We start from the raw sequence: 23308 nt of genomic DNA, 5'->3' as shown, positions 1-23308 counted from the left end.
CGCCTCACCGCCAACCGTGCACGAGCTCGTTAGTCGAGGGTCCACTTGCCCGTGCGCTCGGGGTCCGGCCCGACCTTTTCCATCACGTACGTCACGGCTGTGATCTTCGCGTCCTTCGGCACCTCGAAGACGATCCAGCCAGTGACCCGCTCGCCCGGCTTGATGATCATGTTGGGGCCCAGGGAGTCGCCGACGGTAGGGGTTCCGGGCTTGCCCTGATATTCCTGCCCGTTCGCGTCGACGACGTTCGCCTCCGCGTACCCGGAGTCTTGGTAGGTGCCGGTGCCGGTCTCGACGATGGTGAACTTGGCGGCCACGAGGCGGTTTCCGGCGGCAGGCTCGAGTACGCCGATCGCCGACTTGGCGTGGTTCTCGAACTTCTCCAACGTGAAGTCGGCCTCGATCGTACCCGTGCCGTTCAGGCTGCCTTCCATCCCCACCAGCTTCAGGGTGTCGCCGAGCTTGCCGACCGGCGCCTGCATGCTGCCGGCGGTGCTGCCGGGCGACTGCTCGCCGGCCGGCTGGGCGGTGCTGCTAGAACCGGCGCCCTTCGTGGGCCCCGTGGGCCCGGCCTTGTCGCTGCCCCCGTCCGAACCGCCGCATGACACAAGGGTGGCGGTGAGCGTGACGACTGCGGCGGCAGCCGCGATGGAACGGCGCATGGAATCCCCCGTACATTCCCGATGAACCAGGTCAGTATGACGACTGATCCAGGTCAGTGTGTCGACGCCTGCAATCCTTGTACAGATCGGTGGTGCGGGGGAACGGTGGGCTGTCGGCGGTTGATGCGCAATCGGCGATCGTGCGACGTCTTCGGGCGTGACGTTCAGCCTCCACACCACCGTCCCGGCCTACGCTCTCTGGGTGACCTGGCCGCTACGGGCGGCCGCCGGCGCCGATCTGCCACCCCTGCTCCTGGATGACGACGAGGCCGTCGCCATCGCCGTCGCCCTGCTCACCGCCACGAGCGGCGCCGCCGGGATCGAGGAGACCGCGGTGCGCGCCCTGGCCAAGCTGGAACGGGTCCTTCCCGCCCGCGCCGCCTGCGCCACCAGGTCAGCGCCTTCCAGGCCACCGCTGCCCCGCTCCGCTCCCCTGGAGCACCGGCCCCACCGCCGCCCCTCCACCTTGGCCACCCTGGCCGCTGCCTGCCGCGACCATGAGATCGTCACCTTCACCTACCGGCGAGGCAGCGGTGTCCACCGCCCTCGGCCACCAGACCGCGGCCGTCCTGCGCCACCAGGCGGCTGAGCAGCGCCGCAGTGCGCTGGTCACCTGGGGTTGCTTGCAACCTGCTCGCCCACCGCGTTGAGCTGGCCGCCGACGAGGAGATCGCTACTGGCTCGGCGAGATGGCGTTGGGTGTCGGGCAGCCGGCGGTAACGGCCAGCAGAACCGGTTCGCACCACATCGTGGCTCGGCATCGTGGCTCAGCGCACCGCCCCGCGCATGCCGAGTGCCTCAGGTGGCCGCCTCCAGCGGATTGGATCGGTCACGGGCGAGAGGCGGGCCAGGCTGGTCCAGGGGCCCGTCTTGCTCGTTGCGAGCTTGCGGCCCGCTGCCGAACACGGCGGGCTTGCGTGCGATCTTGGGAGCGTTAGGGTGCGGCGTATGGCATCCGATAGCGGCATATCACGCGTCGACCGGAAGTGGCTGCTGGTCGTGTCCGCGCTGTGCCTCGGGCAAGTGTCCCTGTACATGTGGTATCAGCCGCACTTCACGGCCGCGTTCGACGATTGCGCGGACTTGGCGTGCCGGAGGAGAGTGACCGCCGCCGTTAACACCTCGACTTACTGGCAAGTGGGCGGCGGCGTGGCCGCGCTCGCCGGCGTGTGGAAGGCTCCCGGCGGCCGGACGACGCCGTGGCGCATCGCTTGCGCACTCACCACAGCGGTGTGCGTCGCCGCCGCCATGCTCCAGCTGGACTGACCGAGGGCCAGCCGCCCGTGAAGCTTGCGGCACAGGCTTTCTGAGCCGATCGAAGACAAAGCCTCGGGCTGCGCTTCCGCCGTCGTAGAGCGGGCAGATCAGCACCGACGGGAAGGCCACCCAAACCGCTCATGCGCAGTCCTCCCCCGCGCCGCCGATCATTGGAGCTCGATACCGTCCAGCCATCCGTCACACAGGACCATCAACCGGCCAGGAGAACATTTCGCCGTACGCTGCCTCACCCATCGCCCGCACCAGGAGCCCAACCTCTTCCTCGTCCACCGCGGCCAGAGCCTTGTGCAGATTCACGCCGAAGAAGCCCACGAGCGATGTGGCGAACTCCAGCACAGCCAGCTCGCTGCCGGAACACTTGATTGCCCACGGCTGTGTGACAAAGAGCAGCCCGACCGAGCGCCAAGCGACTGAGGGGTGCGTGCCAGAACGGTCGATGAACGGCTCAAATGGCTGGTTGATCACAGCTGCAAGGTCTTCATCCTCAGCCAGGCGCCGCAGCCAGTAGCCGTTCCGGTGAGCGCCGAGCAGCCGGGTCGCCGCCCTCATGCGTTCGTTGCCCACGCCGTGCAGCAGGCCGTCGGCGAGCTCCCTGCCCGTGATGCCGTCGCTGGCTGTCGTCATCGGCTTCTCCATTCCTTGGGCGGTCGGGCCAAGGCCAGCCCCGACCCACTGTGGGCGGGCTAGTCCCCCAGCTTCGGCCGCACACGCCGGACCATCGCCCGAACGCCTCCTCGACTGCCGCCGCACCAGCAGGCCCCCCGGGCCGGGTCGGCATAGCGGTGCAAGGAGTACCTGGGGGTACCTCGAGTGATGGTGCACCGGCCGGTGACAGCCGGCTCCTCGACCGACCACCCCGATTTCACAACCGCCTGATCACCGAAGCTCTGTCCGGCGCGGACGAAGGTTGACGCGCAGCCTGGCCCTCCACCAGGCACAGCTCCGGCGGACCACCTTCGCGGCGTACGCCGACGGCCCCGAGACGCGATGGGCCACGCCTTCGACGCGTGGGGACGCGGTCGTGGCAGGGGTGACAGGAGTCGAACCTGCGACATCCGGTTTTGGAGACCGGCGCTCTGGCCTCTGAGCTACACCCCTTTGGATGCCGGTCAGTCTGCCGCGACCATGTCCCTTGCCGCCACTGGTTTTCACCGAGCCAGCGACCTGGCTACCGCGGGGTCTCCCGCCTGGGTGTTTGTACGGGGACTTCGTCGCGCGCAACCCGTCTTCACGCGAACCGGGCACCAGGCTACTGGTCTCGCTACCTTCGGCACCGGTACCCGATGTCCGGCACCGCTGCCTGCTCCTGGGTCCCTGCGGGCCGCTGCGGCCGGCGCAGCACCACGTCCTGGCCCCGCCCCCCACCGCTCTCGCTCGCCGGACCTCGCACCTCTCCTGACAGGAACCGCCGGCGCCATCCAGCGCAGGCGATCGGGGATCACGTCTTGTCGAGGCGACTCGCCCTCCGCGACAGTCCGGTTGGGACCTTCCAGCCGTACAGCAGGGCCAAGACAACACATCTCGCGTCACGGCGGTCATATCCCGTGGCCTCGCGGATTTCGCTGATCGCTTCCCCCATCTTCCCTGCTCGACGAGGCTGCGGGCTCGGTCCTGCACTCTTCGCGGAAGGGGCAACCCAAGGCCACGGATGATGTCGGCGTCCCAGTGGCCCCTACGAGCACGCCGAATTCGCACCCACGCTGCTATCGACCACGTCATCGGGGCCCCCGCGCTCCCGTCCGATTCGCACAACGAGGCCCCCCTTTCCACACTGTCAGCCCTGGCCGCGCCGCCCCGGACGGGGCCTGCCACTTCATAGAACGACCATGAACGTGAACGAGGGCATGAGTGTCGCCAGCACACTCACCGGCCAGTACAGCCGGGGGTCCAGCACGACGTGGCGCCGCACCGGGCGGTTGACAACCCACCACACTAGGAGGAAGAGGCCCAGCACCGGCCCTCCGACCAGTAGCCACGGCAGCATGCCGTCGTTTTCGGTCGCCTCCGGCTGGGACCAGCCGATCGCCGCGAGCGGCCAGTTCACGGCGAAATACCACAGCAGCCACACCGGAACGACGCCGGGAATCCCCAGCAGCAGGTTGACGCCTGCGACTATCGACGATGGCTTCCACATACGCCCAATTGTCCAGAGTGCCGCCGAACTGTGGTGCTGATCGGCCCGGCGGCCCGCCGGGATGAGGAAGGGAGCAGCCGGGCGGGTATCCGCTCGGCTGCCCCCTTGGGGTCGTTGGTCAGTGCGCGGCGGGCCGGTGGACTAGGGCCTGTGCGGAGTCCTGATCAGCGCGCCGGCAGAACGCTCGTGTGGCGAGACGCGAACTGGGCGATGCTGACCGGGAGTTGGTGGAGCGTTGCTGTCGATAGGCGGCTACGGGCCGTATCCGCACCGGCTGCGGGACCAGTTCGATGGCGTGGTCTGGAGGTTCCCTACAGGCAGTCAGAGGCGGGAGATGCCAGAGGAGTTCGGGCCCTGGTCGACGGTCTACGAGCGGTTTCGTCAGTGGCGTGACGCCGGCGTGTTCCAGGCCCTGATGGAGGCTTTGATCGCCGATGCCGCGCGGCGCGGGCAAGTGGACCTGACGCTGGTCAGCGTGGACTCTACGACTGCCCGTGCGCATCACGACGCGGCGGGCGCACGGATGAGTGAGGACGTGCTGGCCGTCATGGAGGAGGCCATCGAGCAGTCAAAGGAGGCCACAGGAAGTGACAAAAGGATCAAGATGGTGCGCAGGACGCCGCCGCGGCCGACCCGGCCCGTATTGAGCGGCGCCGGGGCCGACGGCGGCGCGCGCGGCTGAAGGCCGCCGCCCTGGGGCGTTCGCGGGGCGGGCTGACCAGCAAGGTGCACCTGGCGGCCGAACAGCGCTGCCGTCCACTGTCCTTCGTGCTCACGCCCGGGCAGGCCGCCGACAGCCCGCAGTTGATTCCCGTCCTGGGGGCCATCAAGGTGCGCGGCCCGGTGGGCACGGTCATCTGGCTCCGCAGCCTCCGCCCCGTTACACAAGACTGAGCCCTCTGGGCTGGCCGGTGAGTGGTTGGTTCACCCTTGAGAGTGGGGAGCGTCGGCCTGCTGGCAAGCCGGCATCCGGGCAGGAAGCTGTCAGGACGTGCGGAGCTGGGGCGGGAAGCCGGTCCAGCGCAGGTCGTCCGGGAGGTGGCTCATGTCGTTGTAGACGAGGACGGTTGCGGGCCGGGCAGGCGCGTAGCGGATCACCGTGAGCGCCGCGTTTGCGTGGTTGAGTCCCATCCAGCGCCATTCCGGCGCGTCGAGAGCGGCGCGGACCAGCCAGGCGATGAGAAACGCGTGGGTGACGACCAGGTCGTGGCGGGGGGCATCTCCGCGGTCGACCGGCCCGGTGAACTCCGCGGCCGCCTGGCGGGCCAGCTCCGCTCCACGCGCACGCTCCACGGCCGGCAGCGCGGCGAAGCGAGGCAGCATAGCGTCGGCAACATCTGCGGGAACCTCGTCACACTCCGGCACGTACGGGACGTAGTCCCCGGCTGACTCGCACTCACGCAGTGGTACATCGCCCAGCCGCTCCGCGACCAGCCGGGCCGTCTGTGCCGCGCGGGGCAACGGACCGTGATGAACAGCCGTCAGCGACACGCCACGCAGGCGTTTGCCCAGCAGTTCAGCCTGGCAGCGCCCGGCCGCGGTGAGACCGCCTTCGTCGGGTGTGGCTTCACCATGGCGGGCCAGGTAAAGGTATCGATCTTGCATGACGAGGTCGACGCCCGCCCGGGGTCCAACGGTTCCCTCGCCCAGGGCGCTCAGTCGACCCGGGCGTCACTGGCGCTCATGATCACGACCCCGGACAGGCCCTAGGAACACGGCGGCATCAAGGGACTGATGACCGCCTCCTTGTCTTGACGCGTTGGCCGCATCACTGCGCAGGTTCCACTTCCGCCAGCACGCCGTCCGTGTCCATGACCCAGCTTCCGCTCCCGACGCCGTACACCTTCTTGTCTTTGAGCCACTTCCAGGACATGTGCTGCAGGATCTGGGAGGGCTTGCGTTCCCAGAACGGGTTGTGGTTCCAGCCCTCGACACGGAACATCAGCTTGTCGGCGCCCGGGATCGCCTTGTAGAGCTTCGGAACGGAGAAGTGCAGCACCGGCCCCATCTCCTCCGGCGTGTTGGCCGGGCATCTGCGGCCTGCTGGGCGGGGCCGGTCAGCTCGGGGACCAGGACCTGAAGGCGGATGTGGGGCGCGGTGATTGCCGCCCGGGTGTCGTGGGACCTCGTCTGGGCCTCCAGCTGGTGCTCGGTGCCTGCTTCGGTCAAGGCCAGACGCTCCCGATGGAACATCGCCGAGCGGTGCGCGTCCAGCGCGGCCGCTAAGTCGGTGACGGCGCCGAGCTGGTCCTGGCGGTGACTGTCGGCGCGCTCCTCGGCCCGTGCGGTCCGTGCCGAACGGTGCTGGAGGAGCCCGGCGGCCAGGGCACCGGCAAGGGTACCGAGTACGGCAATGATCGAAGGCCATATGGACATCAGGGGTTGAGTCCTCTCGGGTAGTCGGTTCGGTGCTGAGGTCGGCGGACAGCGACGTACGCGGCGGCGCCTTCGGTGGCCGGGCTACGCCCGCGGCGCTCCGGACCTACCCTGGCGGCCAGTTTGCGGCTCGGGAGGGACTCACCGAGCGAAAGACTCCACTGGGATGTCAGCCACGCGGTGAGATCCGGCGTGTCAGCGCTGTCGGAGAATGGGCCGCTGGCTCCGTCCTCGGTATACCGGTGGCCTCAAAGGGCCGCGCAACGCAGAGGGAGAACCGCCATGACGCTTCAGCGGATGGACAACGTCGGCATTGTTGTCGAAAACCTGGACGCCGCCGTCGCCTTCTTCACCGAACTGGGGATGGAGGTCGAAGGCAAGGCACAGATCGAGGGCCTCTTCGCAGACCAAGCCGTCGGACTCGACGGAGTCCGCAGCGAAATCGCGATGATGCGGACCCCGGACGGCCACGGCAAACTGGAGCTCGCGCAGTACGACACCCCCGCGGCGATCGGCGACGCATCGCACAACCCGCCGCCGAACACATTGGGCCTGCACCGGGTCATGTTCGCCGTCGACGACATCGACGACACCATCGCCCGCCTGCGCCCTCATGGCGCCGAGCTAATCGGCGAGGTAGCGCAGTACAAGGACATCTGCCGCCTCTGCTACCTCCGCGGCCCCTCAGGCATCCTCCTCGCCCTGGCCGAACAGATCAGCTAACGGCCCTTCGCGGCTGTGACGGCCGACCTGCGAGCACAGACACCCACGCGCGGGGAACAGGGCCGGTGCGGCACCGACCAAGGCGACAATGCACTGGCCGCGAAGGCAGGAACAGTACGGCGACGCCCTGGGGAATAGCGGTCTCCGCTTCTTGTGCTGTCCGTGAACCCGCTGGGCTCGGCGGGGACTGTCATGAAGCCTGTGAGGCCAGTGAGACAACGACCCACGAGCGACCCACGGAGGAAAGCGTGATCGTGGAGTACATCCGCTACCGGATCGGTGAGCAGGCACGGCGAGCCGACTTCGAGAAAGCCTACGCCGCAGCCGCCGTACAGCTGGACTTGGCACCTCAGTGCCTTGGATACGAGCTCTCCCACGGTGTCGAGGAGCCCGAGCGTTACATCCTGCGGATCGAGTGGAGTTCCGTCGAGGACCACGAGCAGGGTTTCCGCCGCGGCCCGCACTTCCCTCCGTTCCTCGCGGAGATCCGCCCCTACATCGGCGACATCGAGGAGATGAAGCACTACACCAGGACCGCCGTGGTGTCCTCCACCGGAGGGACGGCATGACCGAGCGCGTCGGCACCCTATACGAGGCGATCGGCGGGATGGATGCCCTCCGCCGGCTGAGCAACACCTTCTACGAAGGCGTTCTGGCGGACCCACTGCTGGCCCCAGTCTTCGCCGACTTCACCCCCACACACATCGAGCATGTCGCCGTCTGGCTCGCCGAGGTCTTCCATGGGCCGGACCGGTTCACCACCGACCTCGGCGGCCATCAGGCCCTGCTCCGCGCGCACCTGGGCCTGTCGATCACCGAGGAGCAGCGGCTTCGCTGGATGGAGCTGATGACCACCGCCGTGGAGAAGGAATTCCCGGACGACGAAACGCTGCGCCGCCGGGTCCTGGAGTACTTCGACTGGGGGACCCGGATCGCCCGTGACGTCTCGGCCGGGCCGGTTGACCAAGATCTCGGCGATCCCGGCCCGACTCCGCGCTGGGGCTGGAACGGACTGGAGTGAGCGACCCCCGGGGACGTGGTGGTGATCTCCTCGTCGTGCCTTCAGCGCATGGCCACGGCGGCCGATCGCTCCGGGGGACCGCCTCTGCGGGCCGGTCCGCCGTGGCGGCGGGGCCACAAGCCCGGGAGAGCCGCTAGGGCCTGGGAGAGAGGTGTCGTCGCCGCCGGGCGGCTTGCCCACAGGGGCCGACCTGCGCAGACGGGCGGTGCCCGATTGGGCGGGCTCGCGCCTCCGATCACACCTTCGGTCCCCCGCTGGAGGCAACCTGTCCAGGCAACGGCTCAGACACCCGCCGGTGCAAGCCCCTCCCTGCCCTTCGCCGGGCGCGGCAGCCGCGGGGGTGGGCCAGGCCGGGTCCCACCGCCAGGCCGTCCACGCGGCGGCGTCGGCGAACGGGCCGGAGCGCTCGGTGAGCATCGCGAGGGCCTGGCCGCGGGCGGCCTCCACGTCCCGACGCGTCAAGGGACAGGACGCCTGGGACGCCCCCTTCGGACATCATCGACCTCGGCAACCTGATCACCGCCCGCGGCACCGAGATGCACCGTGGACCTGGTCGTCGACCCCGACCTGACGGACTGATAGTGGCAGGACGAAGACGAGTACGCGCACGTGCGGCGGCTCGGCATCGTCACCGACACCGAACACCAGGCCGAGCGTGCCTCGAGGTCGACTGCATGGTGATCCACTGCGGGCAGTCCGATCACCAGCTGGAACTGGGGATCGCTGCCGACCGGTTGAAGCCGGCATCCGACGGTGACAGCGTGAGTGACCAGTCCCAGGCCTTCTCTTTCGGTTCTTGTCGGTCAAGTCGGCGCTCCCTGGGCGGTAGCCGGGGAGCAACCTCCGGAAGAGCGGGCTTACGCGCTGAAGAAGAGCCCCACGACCGCGAGCGTACCCGCCACGAGGGAGCCCTGCGCGATCCACCGCGCACTCCGCACGAAGCTCGCGCGATTCCCGCGTTCCTTCCGGACGGGAGTGACCCACCCCCTCAACGGCGCCACTCCGAAGGGCGGCAGCGGCCGAGCTCCGCTTCGTTCAGATCATCTAATCGCTGGTCTGAGGTGTCGATTCGTCCATCGCGGCCTGGCTCCGGGACAGCCCGGGATCGACAAAGCCCGGCCGGTCCGTCGGTCCGTCAGGTCAGTGGGACCATGCGAAGGGGTCCTGAGCCTGGCCCGCGCGTCCTTTACCAGGTCGACACGTTGGAGGCCCTGATGCGGATGGCGGCGGAACGTGCCCAGGAGGCCCAGGAGGGTCGTACCCCCACCGCGCGGGTGCGCGCTGTGTTCGGGCTAGGTCAGGGTTCGGTCCCGTCAGCGGCCCCAGTGCAGCCGGACCACACCGAGCATGGCCTGGTGGACTCCGCCGCCGCCCGGGCGGCAGTCGCGGAGGAATCGCGTTGCCGGCTTCCTGTTCCGGCGGGCTTCCTTTCCGGCGTGAGGGCCGGTTCTTCCGTGGCCAGTGCCGCATCAGAGCGGAGGTGCCGCGATGGCCGCCGTCGCCGGATCAGCCCTCCCGGGAGATCGGACGAACCGATGACAGGATGGCGCCGGGTCGCTTCCGAAGGCTCCCTGATGATGCGTCGTGGGATAGGAACGTGTCGCGCCCTGCCACTGTCCATCGCTGCTGATCGGAGCAGATTCCATGTCCCAGTCCGCCGTCCTTTGGGTCTTTGCCCTGACCTTCACCGTGCTGGGAGCCGTCACCGGCGTGGCGGCGTACCTCAAAGTCCGCCAGATTCGGCGACTGGTCGTGACGGGCATCAGGGCGCAGGGCGTGGTGACCCGTCACGAACCGACTCGGTTGGAGGGGCATGGGGATGCCACGATCACCATCCGGAGCTCCGGGACCACCGTGTACCACCCGGTCATCGCCTGGACCACAGCCGACGACCGGCCCATGGAAACCAGGTGGGACATAGCCCGCCCCCTGGACGAGACCTTGGCCATCGGTGCCCGGGTCGAGGTCTGCTACGACCCAGCGGATCCCTCCCGCTGGACACTCCCGGCCGAGAGCGACAGCTTGTGGTGGCTCTTCGTCGGAGTCGGGGTCCTCTTCGCGGTGATGGGACTGGGGTTCTTCTTCGGGGCGCTGTTCTCGTAGGTGTAAGCAGCCTGATCCCCGGTCCGGGTCGGTCTCCCACTCACGGAGAGGCAGGCGCGTGTGCTTGGTGCGGGCGCCTGAGCCAAACCTCTGACCGTCACCGACGGCCCGGACGCCATCCGGGCAGAGCGCGCGAGCACCGGATCGACAAGCACCCGTCCCGGTCGGCTTCGTCGCCGGCGCCCTCGCTCACCCGTAGGCCGTGGGCCGTAGGTCACCCGGCTGTCACCCGACCTACGGGTGGGCCGTGTGCTGCCGCTCAGCTCAGCTGCGCAGCGGGCCTTCGCAGGTGTAGCCGGAGGTGCCCGCCCGCTTGTCGCTCCAGATGTCGACCTCGCCGAAGCTGCAGTTCATGTCCGCGAGGTTGTTGGAGGCCGCGCCGGCTCGATCCAGGATGAAGTAGTCCACGGTCTCCGACATGTCCTTGAAGACCTGGTCGGGGTTGTCGGCAGCCGACAGGTTCGCCGTGACGCGCCCGGTGCAGACGAAGCGCCGCTTACCGGGATCGCCGTTCTCCACGCAGCTGGGGGCCATGTACGTCGCCGAGGCGAAGGCGGCCCGGACGGCATCCGCCGAGGAGTCCTTAAGCTGTGCGTCGGGCGTGTAGGTGGTGTTCGGCACGAACAGGTCGTTCACCTTGGCGATCTGCGTGTCCAGGAACGCGTCGTACTCTCGCTGGACGGCGGGGTCGGCCCCCAGGCGACGGCGCCAGTCGTCGAAGGCGGCCGGATCGTCGGCGCGCAGGTGCCGGTACATCTCGCGGAGCACACCGGGCCGCTGGGTCCACAGGTACTCGAAGAAGGTGCCCGCGTAGTTGTAGAAGCGGAAGCCGTCGCCCTCGTATGTGGCGTGCAGCAGCTGGTCCACCGTCATACGCGGGCTGCCGTCGGCCGTGTCGCCGACGATTCCCTTGACCAGGGAGCGGCGTACCGCGACGCCGTCGGAGCGGGTGGCGCCGTCGAAGAACTCCGCGGTCCCCTCGTCCATCGCGGTGGTGCGGTCGCCCTGGTACCACGGCCCCTCCCCGAAGTAACCGGGGACGGCGAACCGGCCGTTGAGGTAGTGGACGTACTCGTGGCGGAACAGCTCCTCCAGAGTCAGCGAGGAGTCCTGCGGCACCCGGCGCTGGTAGGTGTAGAAGGTGGCGCCCCGCTCGATGTAGATGCCGCCGTTGTTGGTGTCCATGCCCGTGAGGAGCGGGTGGTAGTTCTCGTAGTCCGCCCGGGAGGCGTACAGCACGATGTTCAGCGTGGTGTTGGTGTCCCCCGCCAGCGGCTGCTCGGTACCCAGGACCCGCTGGAACTGGGCCTTGACCTGCTTGCTGGCGTAGTAGAGCTGGTCGACCGTGTCCCGGCTGAGCGCGGTGCGTACCTTGATGGCGCCCTTGTCGTAGGTGTACGTGGAGGGGAAGAGGATCTTCTCGATGTCCTCCTTGCAGACGCTGTACGGGCGGCACGCCTGGTAGAAGTTGAGCCAGGAGACGGTCTTGGCCCAAGGAGCGCTGCCGCGGCCGAAAGTGGTCTGGGTCGTGGGCAGCACCTGCTCGCCGAGGTCGTGGACGATCGGGTCGCGCAGCGTGTCGATCTGGCCGAACCGGCCGTACTCCGAGACGGCGTCGCGCACCACCCACTCGTTCGGGGTCCCCTTGAGGTGGGTGTAGCCGGCGAACGCCTTGAAGGCGGCGCGGTAGGAGGCGTCGCGGGCGACGAGGGTGTGGAACGCGGTGTCCCGGTTGCCCGGATAGATGCCGAGGTAGTTCACGGACAGCGCGGCCAGTGCGGCACCGCCCCATGAGCGGTCCGCGTGTGTCGTGGTGTGGTACCGGTCCATGGTGGCCAGCACCTTCTTGATGAGGCCGAGCTGACTGTGCCGCAGGCCCGGAGCGCTGCCCGCGTAGAGCGCCTCGCGGAGCGTCTCGGCGTTGGTCCGGGTGGCGTCGAAGGTGCGGGCCGCGGTGCCGAAGTAGTAGATGGCCCGGCGGACGGCCTCGGTGGTGGGCGGGTCGGTGATGTCGATCTCGTCGCGGCTGAAGTCGTGGTAGGCCACAGCGTGGAGATAGGTGAACATCTCCAACAGGTGGGTGCTGTTGCGGCCGTCGTGGGCGGCGGCGAGCGAGGCGATACGGCGGCTGACGGCCTGGACGTGCGCGTCGGACATGACACGTGCCAGGCGCGCGTCCCAGGCCCAGATGAGTCCCCGCAGGCATCCGTCAGCGGTGACGGCCGGGTCGGCGAGGAAGTCGGCGAACTCCTGCGGGCCGAGTCCGCTGATGCCGTCGAGGGTGCAGGGCACGCCCATGGCGGTGCGGGTCGCCGGGACGGCCGCTCCCGCGGTCGCCTTCGCCGGCTTCTGGCGTCCCGGTATGCGTCCCTCCGGCGCGCCACCCGGGGCGGGGGCGGGCTTCACGGTCGGACGGGGGGCCTTCGCGAGGCGCTCCACCTCGTCGTACGGGTGGGCTCCCGGCGCGGGGGAGGCGGTCGGTGCCGCGCGGAAGGTGGCCGGAGCGGTGGACTTCGCGTCGGCGGCCTGCACGACCGGTGCCGTGGCGGTGAAGAGAGTCGCCGCGGCCGCGGCGGCGAGAAGGGAAGAACGCACGGGTCTGCGCTGGAACACCAGTTCCTCCTGAGGGGGGTGATGAGAGAAGAAGGCTCGGTAACTGGGCCGATGAACCTGGGAAGTGCCGTGCCTCACCGGGCGCCGAGACGGGCCCGCACATGCAATGTGACCCTCAACATAATAATGTGATATTGCACTACGCAAGAGCTGTGCGCGGCTCAATTTCTCGACGTCGAGAGCGAGTTGATGCCTCGCTGACGCCTACCCACTGATGACGCTCCAAGCCGCGTGAATTTGCTGGTCAGTCCAGCTCGGGACCGTCCGAGGGCAGGACTCCCGGCCCCCCTTCTCGGGCTCCGGCGGCGTGCTGGTGGGCACGGACGGTGCTGGAGTCGACGGACACCAGCCAGTCGATGTCACCGGCCGCGTCGGCCTGCGCTTGCGCGGCCTGGAGCATCCGCTCGAACATGCCGTCCGCCGCCCACCGGCGGAAACGCGTGTGAAGACCGGCCCACGACCCGTATCGCCCGGGCACATCCCGCCAGGCGACCCCGGTGCGGAACTCCCACACGCTCCCGTTGAGCACCATCCGGTCATCCATATCCCACCGCCCCAGCACAGGCCCGGGCGGCAGCGGCCGCACAAGTTCCCACTCGGCATCGGACAGTTCATGGCGGCGTATCACACCCCCGTGATCCACAATCCAAGATCACTTTGACGGCAAGCCCTGGGCCCCACGCCCTCTAACGGGCTGCCGCCGTCACCGGGCGGCGGCGCAGGGCCCAGGCGGCGGCCAGTGCCGCGCACGGTGCCGCGACCAGCACGCAGCCCCCGGCCACCAGGGCCGCGGGGCGCCAGGGGAGGACCAGCGGCGCCTCTGCCCCGAGCAGCGTCAAACCGGCGTGCATGGTCCCCAGTTGCACGGCGGCCACCGCGCAGCCCAGCGCCGCGCCGACCGCCACCACCAGCACCGACTCGGTGGTGACCAGCCGTATCACCTGCGCCCGGGTGGCGCCGGCCAGGCGCAGCAAGGCCAGTTCGCGGCACCGGTCGGCGGTCGCCATCACGAGGGTGTTGGCGAGCGCGATGCCGGTGTAGGTCAGGGCGAGGCCCAGGACCAGTACCGTACGCAGCCAGGCGACCCGGCTCGCGGCCGGGGCGGTGGCGGCCAGCCACTCCTCCCGGGTGGCGACGGTGGTACCGAACGGGCGGGCCGCGGCGCGCAGCCGGTCGGGGGTGGTGGCGTCGGCCGTGGCGGTGAGTCTGATCTCGATGCGGTCGACGCGGGCGCCCGGGCCGTTGCGGGCGGTGACGTACAGCCCGTTGTCGGCCAGGCCGTCGCGCAGGACGGCGGCCACCCGCAGGGTGGCCCGGCTGCCGTCCGCGCGCACCACCCGCACCGGGGCACCGACGGTGGTCCGGCCCCACTCCTCGGGCAGCACGATGCCGTCGTCGTCCAGTGCGGACACCGATCCCTTGAGGACCGGCAGGCGGGCGGTGGCCGCCAGGGCGGCCGGATCCGCGGTCCTGGCCTCGGAGCCGACCACCGTGCCGTCCTGGTCGGCCACCGAGAGCGCCGTGGGAGCGGTCGGGGAGACGATCACGCCCGGAACGGCGCGCAGAGCGTCCGCGAGGGCATCGGGAGACGCGTCGCGCGGTACGGCGACGAAGTCGGCGGCGGTCCGCGCACGGGCCTCGGCCGTGCGGGCGGCGCTCACCGTCTCCAGGGCCCCGGCCAGCGAGCCGGTCAGCGCCACCGACACCAGAACGGGCGCGGCGACGGCGCCCGTTCGACGCAGCGCGGCCGAGGCGTTCTCGCGCACGAGCCGCCCCGCGTACGAGGTCCAGCGGACCGGCAGCCAGGTGAACGCGCGCAGCAGTGGGCGCGCCAGGACGGGCGCGAGCAGGCCGCAGGCGGAGATCAGCACCATCGGCTGCACGGTGTACGTCTTGCGGTGCAGGAGATCCGCGGGATCGGTGACCAGGGCGGTGACGATCAGGACGGCAGAGGTGAGGAGCAGCCCCAGGCCCCAGAACCACCGGCCCACGGTCATCACTCCGGCGTCGACGTCCGCGGCGTGCAGCGCGTCCAGCGGCCCGAGCCGACCAGCGCGGCGGGCGGCCACCGCCACCCCGGCCAGGGCCACCAGCAGGCCCGTCCAGAAGGCGGCGTGCAGGGGCCAGTCCGGAGACCGTAGCGTCAGGTCGGGCGGCGCCATGCCGACATCCGCGAGCCAGCGCACCATCCGGGGGGCCGCGAGCCGGCCGAGGACGCAGCCGGTCGCCGAGGCCGCGATGCCGAGGACAAGGGCCTCGGCGAGGACGGTGCGGCGTACCTGGGCGCGGGTGGCGCCGGCCAGGCGCAGCAGGCCGAGTTCGCGCCGGCGCTGTGCCACCACGTACGAGAAGGTGGAGGCGACGACGAACGCCGACACGAACGCGCTCACCCCGCCCGCCGTGCCGAGTGCCGCAACCAGCGACACCACCTCCTCGCCGCCGGGCAGCGCCATCGCGGTGGCCAGCCCGAGCAGCATGACCGTCATCATCGCGACTCCGAGCGCGAGGGCCGTGAACGCTCCGACGAGCGACACCCAGCGGGCCCGGAGGGACTTCAGTGCAATCGGCAACATCCTCATGCCGCAAGCCAACCGGCCCGGGGCGGGCGGATCAGTGGTGCAGGGTCCCGGGTGAAAGGTAGAGCCTGCTCTACCGCGCGAGGGGCGTGCCGGTGCCTAGGGTGGGAGGCGGCTCGAAGGAGGGCGGATGGGCGAGAACGGCGTCTGGCGGGAGGTGATGCGCCCGCGGTTCCTGCGGTCGGCGCTTCCGTGGCGGGCAGCCGGGTACCTGCTGGCGAGCGGGACAGCCGGGATGCTGTTCTGCGCGGGGCTGCTGGTGGCGGCGGTTGCCTCCGGGGTGCTGGCGGTGGTGCTGGTGGGGCTGCCGCTCCTGGCGGGCCTGGCCCTGGTGGGGGTGCCGTTCGCGGCGTGGGAGCGGAGGCTGCTGCGGCTGCTCGGCGGCAGGCCGGTGGCAAATCCGCATCGGGTGCCACCCCGCCCGGGGCTGTCGGCCTGGCTGAGGCTGCGGTACCGGGAGAGGGCGACCTGGAAGGAACTGGGCTTCACGCTGCTGGCGGCGTTCGTGCTGTGGCCGGTGGACCTGGTCGTGGTGGGCTGCGCGCTGGCGGTGCCGGGGTACCTGCTGGGGGCGCTGCCCCTGCTGCTGGCCGACGGCGAGCAGGTGAACGTCCTGAAGCTGTGGGAGGTCCATTCACCGGTCGTGGCCGGCGCGTTGGGGATCGCGGGGCTGGTGGCGCTGGCCTTGGGCGCGTATGCCCTGACGGCCGCGGCGGCGGGCCGGGCGGCCCTGGCCCGGCTGGTGCTGTCGCCGGGTGGGCAGGAGCTGCGGATCGGTGAACTGGTCAGCTCCCGCGCGAGGCTGGTGGACGCCTTCGAGGCGGAGCGGCGCCGGATCGAGCGCGATCTGCACGACGGCGCCCAACAGCGGCTGGTGGCCCTTTCCATGACGCTGGGGCTGGCGCGCCTGGACGCCCCGCCGGGCAGTGCGCTCGCCGCCCAACTGGCCGTCGCGCACCGGGAGGCGGGTGAGGCCCTCTCGGAGCTGCGAGAGCTGATCAACGGCATCCACCCCCAGGTGCTCACCGACCGCGGTCTGCCGGACGCCTGCGTGGATGCCGCCGACCGCTCGCCCGTCCCCGTCGAGGTCCGCCTCGACCTGCCCGGCCGGCTACCGCCGGCGGTCGAGTCGGCCGGTTACTTCGCGGTTTCCGAGGCGCTGGCCAACATCGCCAAGCACAGCGGCGCCGGAGCCGCCCGGATCGAGGGGCACTACGCTGACGGGCTGTTGACGATCGACGTGTCGGACGACGGGGGCGGCGGCGCCGACCCGGCGGGCGGTACCGGCCTCACCGGGCTGGCCGACCGGGTCTCGGTGGTGGACGGCACACTGACGGTGAGCAGCCCGCCCGGCGGCCCGACCCTGCTGCGCGTGGAGATCCCTTGCACCCCACTGAGCCCGACCCGCTCCGGATAGTCCTGGCCGAGGACGGCGTGCTGCTGCGCGAAGGGCTGATCGGCCTGCTCGCCCGCTTCGGCCACCGGGTGGTGGCCGCGGTGGGTGATGCCGACGCCCTGCACGCCGCCACCGCCGAGCAGGAGCCGGACATCGTCATCACTGACGTGCGGATGCCGCCGGGCCAGACCGACGAGGGGCTGCGCGCGGCCGTCGCCCTGCGCGAGCAGCGGCCGGGGCTGCCGGTGCTCGTCCTCAGCCAGTACGTCCAGCGCTCCTACGCGGCCGACCTGCTGGACTCCGGGGACGGCTCGGGCGTCGGCTATCTGCTGAAGGACCGGATCGGCCAGATCGAGGAGTTCCTGGCGGCGGTCCACACGGTGGCGGCCGGCGGCACGGTGGTCGACCCTGAGGTGGTGCGCCAGTTGCTGCGCCGCCGCCGGGACCCCCTGGAGCGCCTGACACGCCGCGAACGCGAGGTGCTGGCGCTCATGGCCGAGGGCCGGTCCAATGCGGCGATCTGCCGCGAGCTGGTGGTGTCGGACGCGGCGGTGAGCAAGCACATCGGCAACATCCTGATGAAGCTGGACCTGCCCCCGGCCGAGGAGACCCACCGCCGGGTGCTGGCGGTGCTGGAGTTCCTGCGCGCCTGAGCCGCCCCAGGGCCACGCCCCCGGCCCAACTTCAGGCGGTTGATCGCCCTCTCGACGGTGTCGCGCTCTCTGTAGTGGTCCTCGTCGAAACCGGGTGGCCGTCCGCCGCGTGAGCCTTCACGCAGGCACGCGGTCTGGCTGTCGCTCTTCTCCGGGGTCGTGTGGCGGACAGGGCCGCCGCAGGTACTCGCGGACGGGGCCGTTGCTCTACGCCTTGTCGGCCGCGATGCTGTACGGCCTCACTCGTGGCCTTCCCGAGCCGGTTCTGGGGACGCGGGCCCCTCGTCGCCGGGCCCGTGATCTCGCCTCGAGCCCAGCCGTCGGCGTACGCGCGCAATGGTGCCGGGGCGGCCGCCGCCCAGGAGGGCAGTCTTCGGCCCGCGGCGTCGACGATCTCCCGCACGGCACCCGGGCGACCACGCGGACATCCTGGTCAATGACCGGGAGCTTGGCCCGGCTGCGGCCCCTTCACATCGCTCGGCGTTTCCTCAGCTCAGCGAGCCATGCCCGTAGCTGTCCGTCGTCGTGCAGGTAGCCGCCGCTCTCGCCCACGGGCAGATCGATTCCGTGCAGGCGGTTCAGCGCCCACCAGGAGAGGTCGTCCCAGACGATCCCGTCCTCCCCCACCCACCTCGCCGCCCAGCGGTCGGCCTCGTCGCGGGACAGCCGACCCGCGGCAAGCTCAACGAAGCGATCTTCGATCTCATCAAGGGTTGGCCGGCCACTGGCATCCATACCCTGACCGTACAGGCGGGGCGCACGACGTCTGATGTGGCGCTTGGCGGGCACCCCGCCTCAAGTGCGGCTTCGCACTCGTACGGCTGGAGCAGGCCCACGGCGTCCTGGCGCGCGACCGCGGGCTGATCGAGCAGGATCACAGACTCGCCTCGGCATCCCGCTGAACAGGCCGCGGGCCGCGGCCCGGCTCGGACTCACGCCGCCGACGTCGACAACCTGGCCACTACGAGAACCAAGTCGGCTGGAAGCAGCTGCGCGCGGTCGAGAAGGATCTACCTCGGGCACCCGGCAGTTGCCCTCGGTCTGCCCAGCGCGGCCGCGGCAAAGGCGAACCTGGCCGCGACCAGGAAGCTGGCGTCTCCCAGACCGGACGAGTGCACGCGGCCCTCGGCGACGAACGCCAGGCCGAGCAGCGCCTCGAAAGCCGCAGTGGTGCTGAACGCAGCCCGACCGTACGAGACGACGGCCGTCGCGGACGCCGGCACCGGGCGCGGGAGCCCCTGAAGAAGAAGACCGCGGCGAGAAAGACCGCATCGAAGCAGGCCAGCGCAGGCGCAAAGAAGGCCACGGCCAAGAAGCCGGCCCGCAAAAAGACGATGCGGAAGAAGACAGCGTCCTGACACCGCCCTCGCCCGCTCTCCTTCAGACACACCAGATGGGCAACTGCGCGACCTCCCCGGGCGGGGATCTTCCTCAGGTAACCGCAGACCAGGCCGGAGACCACGTCCAGGGTTGCGCTCGACAGCGGCAGGCGGCACTCACGCCAGCCCCATGACCAGCGAATTCAGGTTGAACAACGCTCAGTGGGTGTGCGACCGGTAGGGAGGCTGACCGGACGCCGGATGCTGTGATCGTGGAGAAACGGCGAACCAAAGGACCGCTCAGCTGCCCAAGGCTTGCCACTCCGGCGCCAGCACCGACCAGACCTCGGCGTCGTGGCGAACGCCGCGGTAGAGGTAGGTCTCGCGCAGCACGCCCTCACAGGTCATGCCGAGTCGCTTGGCCACGTTGATGCTGGGCGTGTTGTCCGGCGACACAAACCACTGCACGCGGTGGATGCCACGTTCGTTGAATGCCCAGTCGATGATCAGCCGTGCTGCACGTCCGACCAGGCCCCGGCCTGTGGCAGCAGGCTCAAGCCAGCAGCCGGCCTCGCAGATACCGGCGGCGGCGTCGAATTTCGGGAAAGAGACGCCACCCACGAGGGTGCCGTCGAGCCAGATGCCATACAGTCGGCCGGTGTCGGAGGCTGCCTTATCGGCGTAAAGCTGGAGATAGCTGCGAGCGGAGTCCAAGTTCGCGACGAGGTCGGGCAGTTCCATGTGGGCACCGATGAAGTCACGGCCCCGGTCCATGTGCGCGAGGAACTCCTCAGCCTGCCACGGCTCCAAAGGCCGCAGCTCGGCCCCATCCCCCAAGGAAATCGCGAACATAGCCATCCTTCAAAGTACGCCTATCCGATCATGAGATCTTCGCACGCCCGCCCGTCCGGTGGCCGCCGGCCCCACGATGGCCGCCCGCGGACCGGACGTCGATGACCACAAGGAAGCAGGTCAGAGCATGCGCAAAGAAGGCCACGGCCAAGAAGTCGCCCGCGAAGACAACGCAACGGAAGAAGACGGCGTCGTGACACCGCCCTCGCCCCTCTCCTTCAGATACAGCGCCGGATGGGCAACTGCGCGACCTCGCCCACCTGCGGAACGCGACGCCCAGACCCCCCTCCCGGGACCTGGACCTGCTGCCCCACGCCCCCAGGCCCCGCCCGGGATGGCGTGGGGCAGCAGAGTGCGGTGATGAGAGGAGCCTCGGTGGAGACCGGACCGCGTTTTTGTCACCCACCGCCGCCCGACCTGACCCACCTCGGCGAGCACGGCACCTGCGAGGTGATGCTGATGGCCAAGTCCCGACACAAGAAGGCCGAGAACGTGGGTTCGGGCGGAACACGAGGATGCTGGGCGATCCGAAGGGCTTCGACGGTGATGTCGGCGGACATCCTCGGCTATGACGGGCGCCCGCCGAACTGCCAGTTGTGCACCTCGATGTCGGCGTACCGGTCCGGGGTCAGGATGGCGCGTGCCGTGTCCGTGTCCGGCGCTCGGACCAACGCCGCTGTGCCCAGCCAGGTGGTGCCGTCGTCGGACAGCAGCGGCCCGTAGGCGATCAGCTCGTTCCGGTCGGGCCGCCCGGCGAGGTCGGCGGCCGGTCCCGTGCCGAGGCCGAGCACCAGATACCGGTTGCCCCCAGTCCGCCCGCCGGGGAAGTCCCACATGGTGCGCCCCAGCGTGTTGCGCCACCGTCGCAGCAGCACGTCCCGGTAGACGCCGGCCTGGTAGTTCGGCTCGTCGAAGGCGAACGAGCGGGCAGCGGCGGGATCAGGCAGGTCGACGATGTGCACGCTGCCGGTGGGCCTGTCGCCGTCGTCGGCGAGAGTCGGGCCCCGGGCGATCATCTCCTTCGCGTACTGGTCCATGTAGGACCAATGCTCTTCCAGCAACTCGTCGCGCAGCGGCAGGGAGCCTGGCCGGTCGCGGTGGTAGCAGAGGAACTCCATGCTCAAGGATCTCTTCAAGGAGGTAACCAGGTCGAGCGAGTTTCACTGCGAGACTGACGTGCTTCTTCGCCAAGCGCGACGCCGCACGTCACGGCGACGGCGGTCACCTGGGTGGCAGCCGAGGGCGAAGGGCGGACAGTGACGCGGCGGTCGTGCCCGCCCCGGGCCGCTCGTCGCCGGCTTATGCGGCGGGGGTGAGTTCGGCGCGGCCGAACAGCAGCGCGTAGCCGGAGGGGAGTTGTTGAAGGATGCGGGTGATCAGATCGGGGCCGGCGTAGGCCGCGACGGCGGAGAAGACGGATCCGGTGTCCCAGCGGGTGGTGGCCAGGGAGGCGCCGGCGCGGGCGGCGAGGTCTTTGACGAAGGCCCAGCCGGTCAGCGGCCGGGTGTCGGGGATCTGGGCGGTGAGGATGCGGGCGGCTTCGAGGGGGAGGCAGGCGGCCAGTTCGACACGTTCGTCGCCGGTCAGCTGGCGTCCCAGTCCTGCGAGGACGAGGTGGACGGCTTCCTCGGCCTTCTCGCGGGTGGGGTAGGCGCCGTCGTAGCGGACCCTCTCCAGCATCTGCTCGTACGCCCTCCCGTGGGGGTGCTGGAGCGGTGCGTGTCGGTCGGACATCACTGCGGTGGTTGCCTTTCTGTCACCAGGGTCGTGGTGCCGGTATACGGGCACCGGGGGTGGGTGGTCAGGTGGGCTCGGGGTGGCCGAAGAGGAGGTCGTAGCCCGCGGGGAGCTGGAGCAGGATCTGACCCAGCAGGTGGTCGCCGGCGGCGTCGGCGACCGTGCTGAGGACGGCGCTGACGTCCCAGGCCGCGGTCTGTTCGGTGGCGCCCTCGATCCAGGCTGCGGTTGCCCGCACGAACCGCTCCGGTGGCAGCGGCTCGGCGCTCTGCAGCGGGTTGAGGAGGATCAGGGCGAAGTCCTCCGGCAGACGCGCCGCGAGCTGGGCGCGCACTTCGCCGACCAGGTGCGCGCCCAGCAGGGCGAGCACCACACGAGCCGCGCGCTCGGCCTCCTGCAAGGTGTCGTATTCGCCGCGTTCCTTCACAAGGTCGAGGAACGCTTCCCATCGCACAGCCACGTCGGCCGCCTCCCTTCCCTCTGTCCGTGGGACGCGGAGGACGGGCGAGGGGGGAGATCAGATACCCGTCCTCCGCCGCTGTTCAGCCCTTCACTGTCCGGCTCAGCCGGAGATCTCCTTGCGGCCGGTTCCGACGCCGATGGCGATCTTGCGGGGCTTGGCGCGCTCGGCGATCGGGATGCGCAGGGTGAGCACGCCTGCGTCGTAGTCGGCCTGGATGCGCTCAGTGTCCAGCGTGTCGGCCAGCACGATCTGGCGGGAGAAGACACCCAGTGGCCGCTCCGACAGTTCCATCTGCACGTCGTCGGCCTTCGCCACGGGTCGGCGCTCGGCCTTGACCGTCAGCATGTTCCGTTCGACGTCGATGTCGATCGCGTCCGCGCTGACGCCGGGGACGTCGAAGGCCACCACGTACTCGTCACCCTCGCGGTAGGCGTCCATGGGCATCAGGGACGGCCGCGACCAGGTGCCCGGGCCCATCATCTGCTGCGCCAGCCGGTCGAGCTCACGGAAAGGATCAGTGCGCATCAACATGGGAAAAGCACCTCCAGACGGTTCGGGCAGTTGCTGCCAATGCGCTCACTGAAACCGTTGTAACATGTCATCCATTGGATGACAAACGTTGGCGTCATCCAATGGATGACTATCTGAGGGAGGTGCCCATGACCCCGGCCGACCAACCGGCCTCACCCAGCGCCGACGCGAACAGCCCGGCGTCGTTCCTCGCCGCCGCCGCAGCCCTTCAGGCCATAGATGAAGCCCTGCGCGCCGCCCGGCACGAGATCCCCGACACCCCCGAGGTCCGCGAGGTCGGCACGGATCAGGCCCTGGCCTCCCTCCTCCTGCTGCGGCAGGTACGCGAGCAGCTCGCCGGATGGGAAACCGGGCTGATCGAAACGGCCCGCCACGCCGGAGCCAGCTGGGCCGACCTCGCCCACCCCCTCGGCGTCGCCAGCCGCCAGGCCGCCGAACGCCGCTACCTGCGCAACCGGCCCGGCCCCGCCGGAACCACCGGCGAACAACGCGTCCAGGCCACCCGCGAACGCCGCGCCGCCGAGCGCACCACCGCCACCTGGGCCCGCCGCAACGCAGCCGACCTGCGCCGCATCGCCGGCCAGATCGCCGCCCTCACCGACCTCCCCGACGCGGCCCGCCTCCCCCTCAGCCAACTCCACGCAGCCCTCGCCCACGACAACCCCGCCGACCTGATCAACCCCCTCCACGCCACCCGCCCCCACCTCACCACCAATCACCCCGGACTCGCCGCACAGCTCGACAGCCTCACACCCCCCTGAACCCGCTCACCCCAGCGTTTGACACGAGGAGTCGGCGAGCGGGGCTGTTCTTCGATGGGGCGCCCAGCGCCGCATGATGAGGCGCGCGGCACCCTGGCCAGCCAGTCCGT

The 23308-nt window shown here is 70.1% G+C and carries 25 protein-coding genes, 1 tRNA gene and 1 pseudogene; 11 read left to right on the top strand and 16 right to left on the bottom strand.

Annotated elements, in window-relative coordinates:
- Positions 1 to 29: 29 nt before the first annotated feature.
- Entirely contained in the window at positions 30 to 662 is a 633-nt protein-coding gene (locus AC4BDD_RS30845) for a DUF4352 domain-containing protein (protein ID WP_490688772.1), read from the bottom strand.
- Between the two features lie 157 nt (positions 663 to 819).
- Between AC4BDD_RS30845 and AC4BDD_RS30840 the strand changes: the two genes are divergently transcribed.
- Complete coding sequence (locus AC4BDD_RS30840; protein WP_490688771.1) at positions 820 to 1251, top strand: hypothetical protein; 432 nt, start codon at positions 820 to 822, stop codon at positions 1249 to 1251.
- Between the two features lie 359 nt (positions 1252 to 1610).
- A complete protein-coding gene (locus AC4BDD_RS30835; RefSeq protein WP_490688770.1) occupies positions 1611 to 1928 on the top strand; it encodes a hypothetical protein in 318 nt (105 codons plus the stop codon).
- Between the two features lie 189 nt (positions 1929 to 2117).
- Here the strand turns inward: AC4BDD_RS30835 and AC4BDD_RS30830 are convergent, their stop codons facing one another.
- From AC4BDD_RS30830 to AC4BDD_RS30820, 3 genes are all read right to left on the bottom strand, one after another.
- Positions 2118 to 2564, bottom strand: coding sequence for a hypothetical protein (locus tag AC4BDD_RS30830; protein WP_490688769.1), 447 nt, complete (start codon positions 2562 to 2564; stop codon positions 2118 to 2120).
- A gap of 398 nt (positions 2565 to 2962) precedes the next feature.
- Positions 2963 to 3038 (bottom strand) — tRNA-Trp (locus AC4BDD_RS30825).
- Between the two features lie 715 nt (positions 3039 to 3753).
- Positions 3754 to 4074 carry a hypothetical protein gene (locus AC4BDD_RS30820; RefSeq protein WP_490688768.1) on the bottom strand — a complete coding sequence of 107 codons (321 nt, stop codon included), beginning with the start codon at positions 4072 to 4074 and terminating at the stop codon, positions 3754 to 3756.
- Between the two features lie 274 nt (positions 4075 to 4348).
- On the opposite strand from AC4BDD_RS30820, the pseudogene AC4BDD_RS30815 reads away from it, so the two are divergent.
- A pseudogene (locus tag AC4BDD_RS30815) lies at positions 4349 to 4481 on the top strand (transposase); the annotation flags it as partial.
- A gap of 577 nt (positions 4482 to 5058) precedes the next feature.
- Here the strand turns inward: AC4BDD_RS30815 and AC4BDD_RS30810 are convergent.
- The 3 genes from AC4BDD_RS30810 to kilB all read right to left on the bottom strand — a co-directional run bounded on the left by AC4BDD_RS30810 (position 5059) and on the right by kilB (position 6267).
- On the bottom strand, positions 5059 to 5679 hold the full coding sequence (locus AC4BDD_RS30810; protein WP_490688767.1) for a histidine phosphatase family protein: 621 nt from the start codon (positions 5677 to 5679) through the stop codon (positions 5059 to 5061).
- Positions 5680 to 5842: 163 nt separating this feature from the next.
- A complete protein-coding gene (locus tag AC4BDD_RS30805) occupies positions 5843 to 6073 on the bottom strand; it encodes a hypothetical protein (RefSeq protein ID WP_490688766.1) in 231 nt (76 codons plus the stop codon).
- Positions 6016 to 6267, bottom strand: a complete 252-nt coding sequence (kilB, locus tag AC4BDD_RS30800; protein WP_490691985.1) for a plasmid transfer protein KilB — start codon at positions 6265 to 6267, stop codon at positions 6016 to 6018. Before kilB ends, AC4BDD_RS30805 begins: the two co-directional genes overlap by 58 nt.
- A 465-nt stretch (positions 6268 to 6732) precedes the next feature.
- On the opposite strand from kilB, the gene AC4BDD_RS30795 reads away from it, so the two are divergent.
- The 4 genes from AC4BDD_RS30795 to AC4BDD_RS30780 all read left to right on the top strand — a co-directional run bounded on the left by AC4BDD_RS30795 (position 6733) and on the right by AC4BDD_RS30780 (position 10297).
- Positions 6733 to 7173, top strand: a complete 441-nt coding sequence (locus tag AC4BDD_RS30795) for a VOC family protein (RefSeq protein ID WP_490688765.1) — start codon at positions 6733 to 6735, stop codon at positions 7171 to 7173.
- 248 nt (positions 7174 to 7421) lie between these two features.
- Positions 7422 to 7742, top strand: a complete 321-nt coding sequence (locus AC4BDD_RS30790) for an antibiotic biosynthesis monooxygenase family protein (protein WP_490688764.1) — start codon at positions 7422 to 7424, stop codon at positions 7740 to 7742.
- Positions 7739 to 8194, top strand: coding sequence for a group II truncated hemoglobin (locus tag AC4BDD_RS30785; RefSeq protein ID WP_490688763.1), 456 nt, complete (start codon positions 7739 to 7741; stop codon positions 8192 to 8194). The genes AC4BDD_RS30790 and AC4BDD_RS30785 overlap by 4 nt, the downstream gene beginning before the upstream one ends.
- 1644 nt (positions 8195 to 9838) lie before the next feature.
- Positions 9839 to 10297, top strand: coding sequence for a DUF3592 domain-containing protein (locus tag AC4BDD_RS30780; RefSeq protein ID WP_490688762.1), 459 nt, complete (start codon positions 9839 to 9841; stop codon positions 10295 to 10297).
- A gap of 264 nt (positions 10298 to 10561) precedes the next feature.
- Here AC4BDD_RS30780 and AC4BDD_RS30775 read toward each other — a convergent pair whose 3' ends face one another.
- The 3 genes from AC4BDD_RS30775 to AC4BDD_RS30765 all read right to left on the bottom strand — a co-directional run bounded on the left by AC4BDD_RS30775 (position 10562) and on the right by AC4BDD_RS30765 (position 15483).
- On the bottom strand, positions 10562 to 12910 hold the full coding sequence (locus tag AC4BDD_RS30775) for a collagenase (RefSeq protein WP_490688761.1): 2349 nt from the start codon (positions 12908 to 12910) through the stop codon (positions 10562 to 10564).
- A gap of 244 nt (positions 12911 to 13154) precedes the next feature.
- Positions 13155 to 13472 carry a transposase gene (locus AC4BDD_RS30770; protein ID WP_490691984.1) on the bottom strand — a complete coding sequence of 106 codons (318 nt, stop codon included), beginning with the start codon at positions 13470 to 13472 and terminating at the stop codon, positions 13155 to 13157.
- 124 nt (positions 13473 to 13596) lie between these two features.
- Positions 13597 to 15483 carry an ABC transporter permease gene (locus tag AC4BDD_RS30765; protein ID WP_490688760.1) on the bottom strand — a complete coding sequence of 629 codons (1887 nt, stop codon included), beginning with the start codon at positions 15481 to 15483 and terminating at the stop codon, positions 13597 to 13599.
- Positions 15484 to 15616: 133 nt separating this feature from the next.
- Here AC4BDD_RS30765 and AC4BDD_RS30760 point away from each other — a divergent pair, with 133 nt between their 5' ends.
- Together AC4BDD_RS30760 and AC4BDD_RS30755 are read left to right on the top strand one after the other, a co-directional pair.
- Complete coding sequence (locus tag AC4BDD_RS30760; protein ID WP_490688759.1) at positions 15617 to 16903, top strand: sensor histidine kinase; 1287 nt, start codon at positions 15617 to 15619, stop codon at positions 16901 to 16903.
- Entirely contained in the window at positions 16870 to 17535 is a 666-nt protein-coding gene (locus tag AC4BDD_RS30755; RefSeq protein WP_490688758.1) for a response regulator, read from the top strand. Before AC4BDD_RS30760 ends, AC4BDD_RS30755 begins: the two co-directional genes overlap by 34 nt.
- A 468-nt stretch (positions 17536 to 18003) precedes the next feature.
- Here AC4BDD_RS30755 and AC4BDD_RS30750 read toward each other — a convergent pair whose 3' ends face one another.
- A complete protein-coding gene (locus tag AC4BDD_RS30750) occupies positions 18004 to 18270 on the bottom strand; it encodes a hypothetical protein (protein ID WP_490688757.1) in 267 nt (88 codons plus the stop codon).
- A 377-nt stretch (positions 18271 to 18647) separates the two neighbouring features.
- Between AC4BDD_RS30750 and AC4BDD_RS30745 the strand changes: the two genes are divergently transcribed.
- Positions 18648 to 18893, top strand: coding sequence for a hypothetical protein (locus tag AC4BDD_RS30745; RefSeq protein ID WP_490688756.1), 246 nt, complete (start codon positions 18648 to 18650; stop codon positions 18891 to 18893).
- Between the two features lie 261 nt (positions 18894 to 19154).
- On the opposite strand, the gene AC4BDD_RS30740 is transcribed toward AC4BDD_RS30745, so the two are convergent.
- The 5 genes from AC4BDD_RS30740 to AC4BDD_RS30720 form a co-directional block, all read right to left on the bottom strand.
- Positions 19155 to 19706 (bottom strand): GNAT family N-acetyltransferase, encoded by a 552-nt coding sequence (locus AC4BDD_RS30740; protein ID WP_490688755.1) that lies wholly within the window; start codon positions 19704 to 19706, stop codon positions 19155 to 19157.
- A gap of 566 nt (positions 19707 to 20272) precedes the next feature.
- Positions 20273 to 20824 carry a YciI family protein gene (locus AC4BDD_RS30735; protein WP_490691983.1) on the bottom strand — a complete coding sequence of 184 codons (552 nt, stop codon included), beginning with the start codon at positions 20822 to 20824 and terminating at the stop codon, positions 20273 to 20275.
- A 181-nt stretch (positions 20825 to 21005) separates the two neighbouring features.
- Positions 21006 to 21443 (bottom strand): DUF2267 domain-containing protein, encoded by a 438-nt coding sequence (locus AC4BDD_RS30730; RefSeq protein WP_490688754.1) that lies wholly within the window; start codon positions 21441 to 21443, stop codon positions 21006 to 21008.
- Positions 21444 to 21507: 64 nt separating this feature from the next.
- On the bottom strand, positions 21508 to 21903 hold the full coding sequence (locus AC4BDD_RS30725) for a DUF2267 domain-containing protein (protein ID WP_490688753.1): 396 nt from the start codon (positions 21901 to 21903) through the stop codon (positions 21508 to 21510).
- Between the two features lie 102 nt (positions 21904 to 22005).
- Positions 22006 to 22437, bottom strand: coding sequence for an Hsp20/alpha crystallin family protein (locus AC4BDD_RS30720; RefSeq protein WP_490688752.1), 432 nt, complete (start codon positions 22435 to 22437; stop codon positions 22006 to 22008).
- 128 nt (positions 22438 to 22565) lie between these two features.
- Here AC4BDD_RS30720 and AC4BDD_RS30715 point away from each other — a divergent pair, with 128 nt between their 5' ends.
- Positions 22566 to 23198, top strand: a complete 633-nt coding sequence (locus AC4BDD_RS30715; protein WP_490688751.1) for a type III effector protein — start codon at positions 22566 to 22568, stop codon at positions 23196 to 23198.
- The last annotated feature ends 110 nt before the right edge of the window (positions 23199 to 23308 follow it).

It is taken from the genome of Streptomyces sp. JLBT605 (assembly GCF_058215555.1).
Note: the sequence above shows the minus strand (reverse complement) of the source record. Positions and strands in the feature narration are given on the sequence as shown.

Coding starts and splice junctions, on each gene's coding strand:
- AC4BDD_RS30845 (WP_490688772.1), bottom strand. CDS start 662: ATGCGCCGTTCCATCGCGGCTGCCGCCGCAGTCGTCACGCTCACCGCC.
- AC4BDD_RS30835 (WP_490688770.1), top strand. CDS start 1,611: ATGGCATCCGATAGCGGCATATCACGCGTCGACCGGAAGTGGCTGCTG.
- AC4BDD_RS30830 (WP_490688769.1), bottom strand. CDS start 2,564: ATGACGACAGCCAGCGACGGCATCACGGGCAGGGAGCTCGCCGACGGC.
- AC4BDD_RS30820 (WP_490688768.1), bottom strand. CDS start 4,074: ATGTGGAAGCCATCGTCGATAGTCGCAGGCGTCAACCTGCTGCTGGGG.
- AC4BDD_RS30810 (WP_490688767.1), bottom strand. CDS start 5,679: ATGCAAGATCGATACCTTTACCTGGCCCGCCATGGTGAAGCCACACCC.
- kilB (WP_490691985.1), bottom strand. CDS start 6,267: ATGTTCCATCGGGAGCGTCTGGCCTTGACCGAAGCAGGCACCGAGCAC.
- AC4BDD_RS30795 (WP_490688765.1), top strand. CDS start 6,733: ATGACGCTTCAGCGGATGGACAACGTCGGCATTGTTGTCGAAAACCTG.
- AC4BDD_RS30785 (WP_490688763.1), top strand. CDS start 7,739: ATGACCGAGCGCGTCGGCACCCTATACGAGGCGATCGGCGGGATGGAT.
- AC4BDD_RS30780 (WP_490688762.1), top strand. CDS start 9,839: ATGTCCCAGTCCGCCGTCCTTTGGGTCTTTGCCCTGACCTTCACCGTG.
- AC4BDD_RS30765 (WP_490688760.1), bottom strand. CDS start 15,483: ATGTTGCCGATTGCACTGAAGTCCCTCCGGGCCCGCTGGGTGTCGCTC.
- AC4BDD_RS30760 (WP_490688759.1), top strand. CDS start 15,617: ATGGGCGAGAACGGCGTCTGGCGGGAGGTGATGCGCCCGCGGTTCCTG.
- AC4BDD_RS30750 (WP_490688757.1), bottom strand. CDS start 18,270: ATGGATGCCAGTGGCCGGCCAACCCTTGATGAGATCGAAGATCGCTTC.
- AC4BDD_RS30740 (WP_490688755.1), bottom strand. CDS start 19,706: ATGTTCGCGATTTCCTTGGGGGATGGGGCCGAGCTGCGGCCTTTGGAG.
- AC4BDD_RS30735 (WP_490691983.1), bottom strand. CDS start 20,824: ATGGAGTTCCTCTGCTACCACCGCGACCGGCCAGGCTCCCTGCCGCTG.
- AC4BDD_RS30720 (WP_490688752.1), bottom strand. CDS start 22,437: ATGTTGATGCGCACTGATCCTTTCCGTGAGCTCGACCGGCTGGCGCAG.
- AC4BDD_RS30715 (WP_490688751.1), top strand. CDS start 22,566: ATGACCCCGGCCGACCAACCGGCCTCACCCAGCGCCGACGCGAACAGC.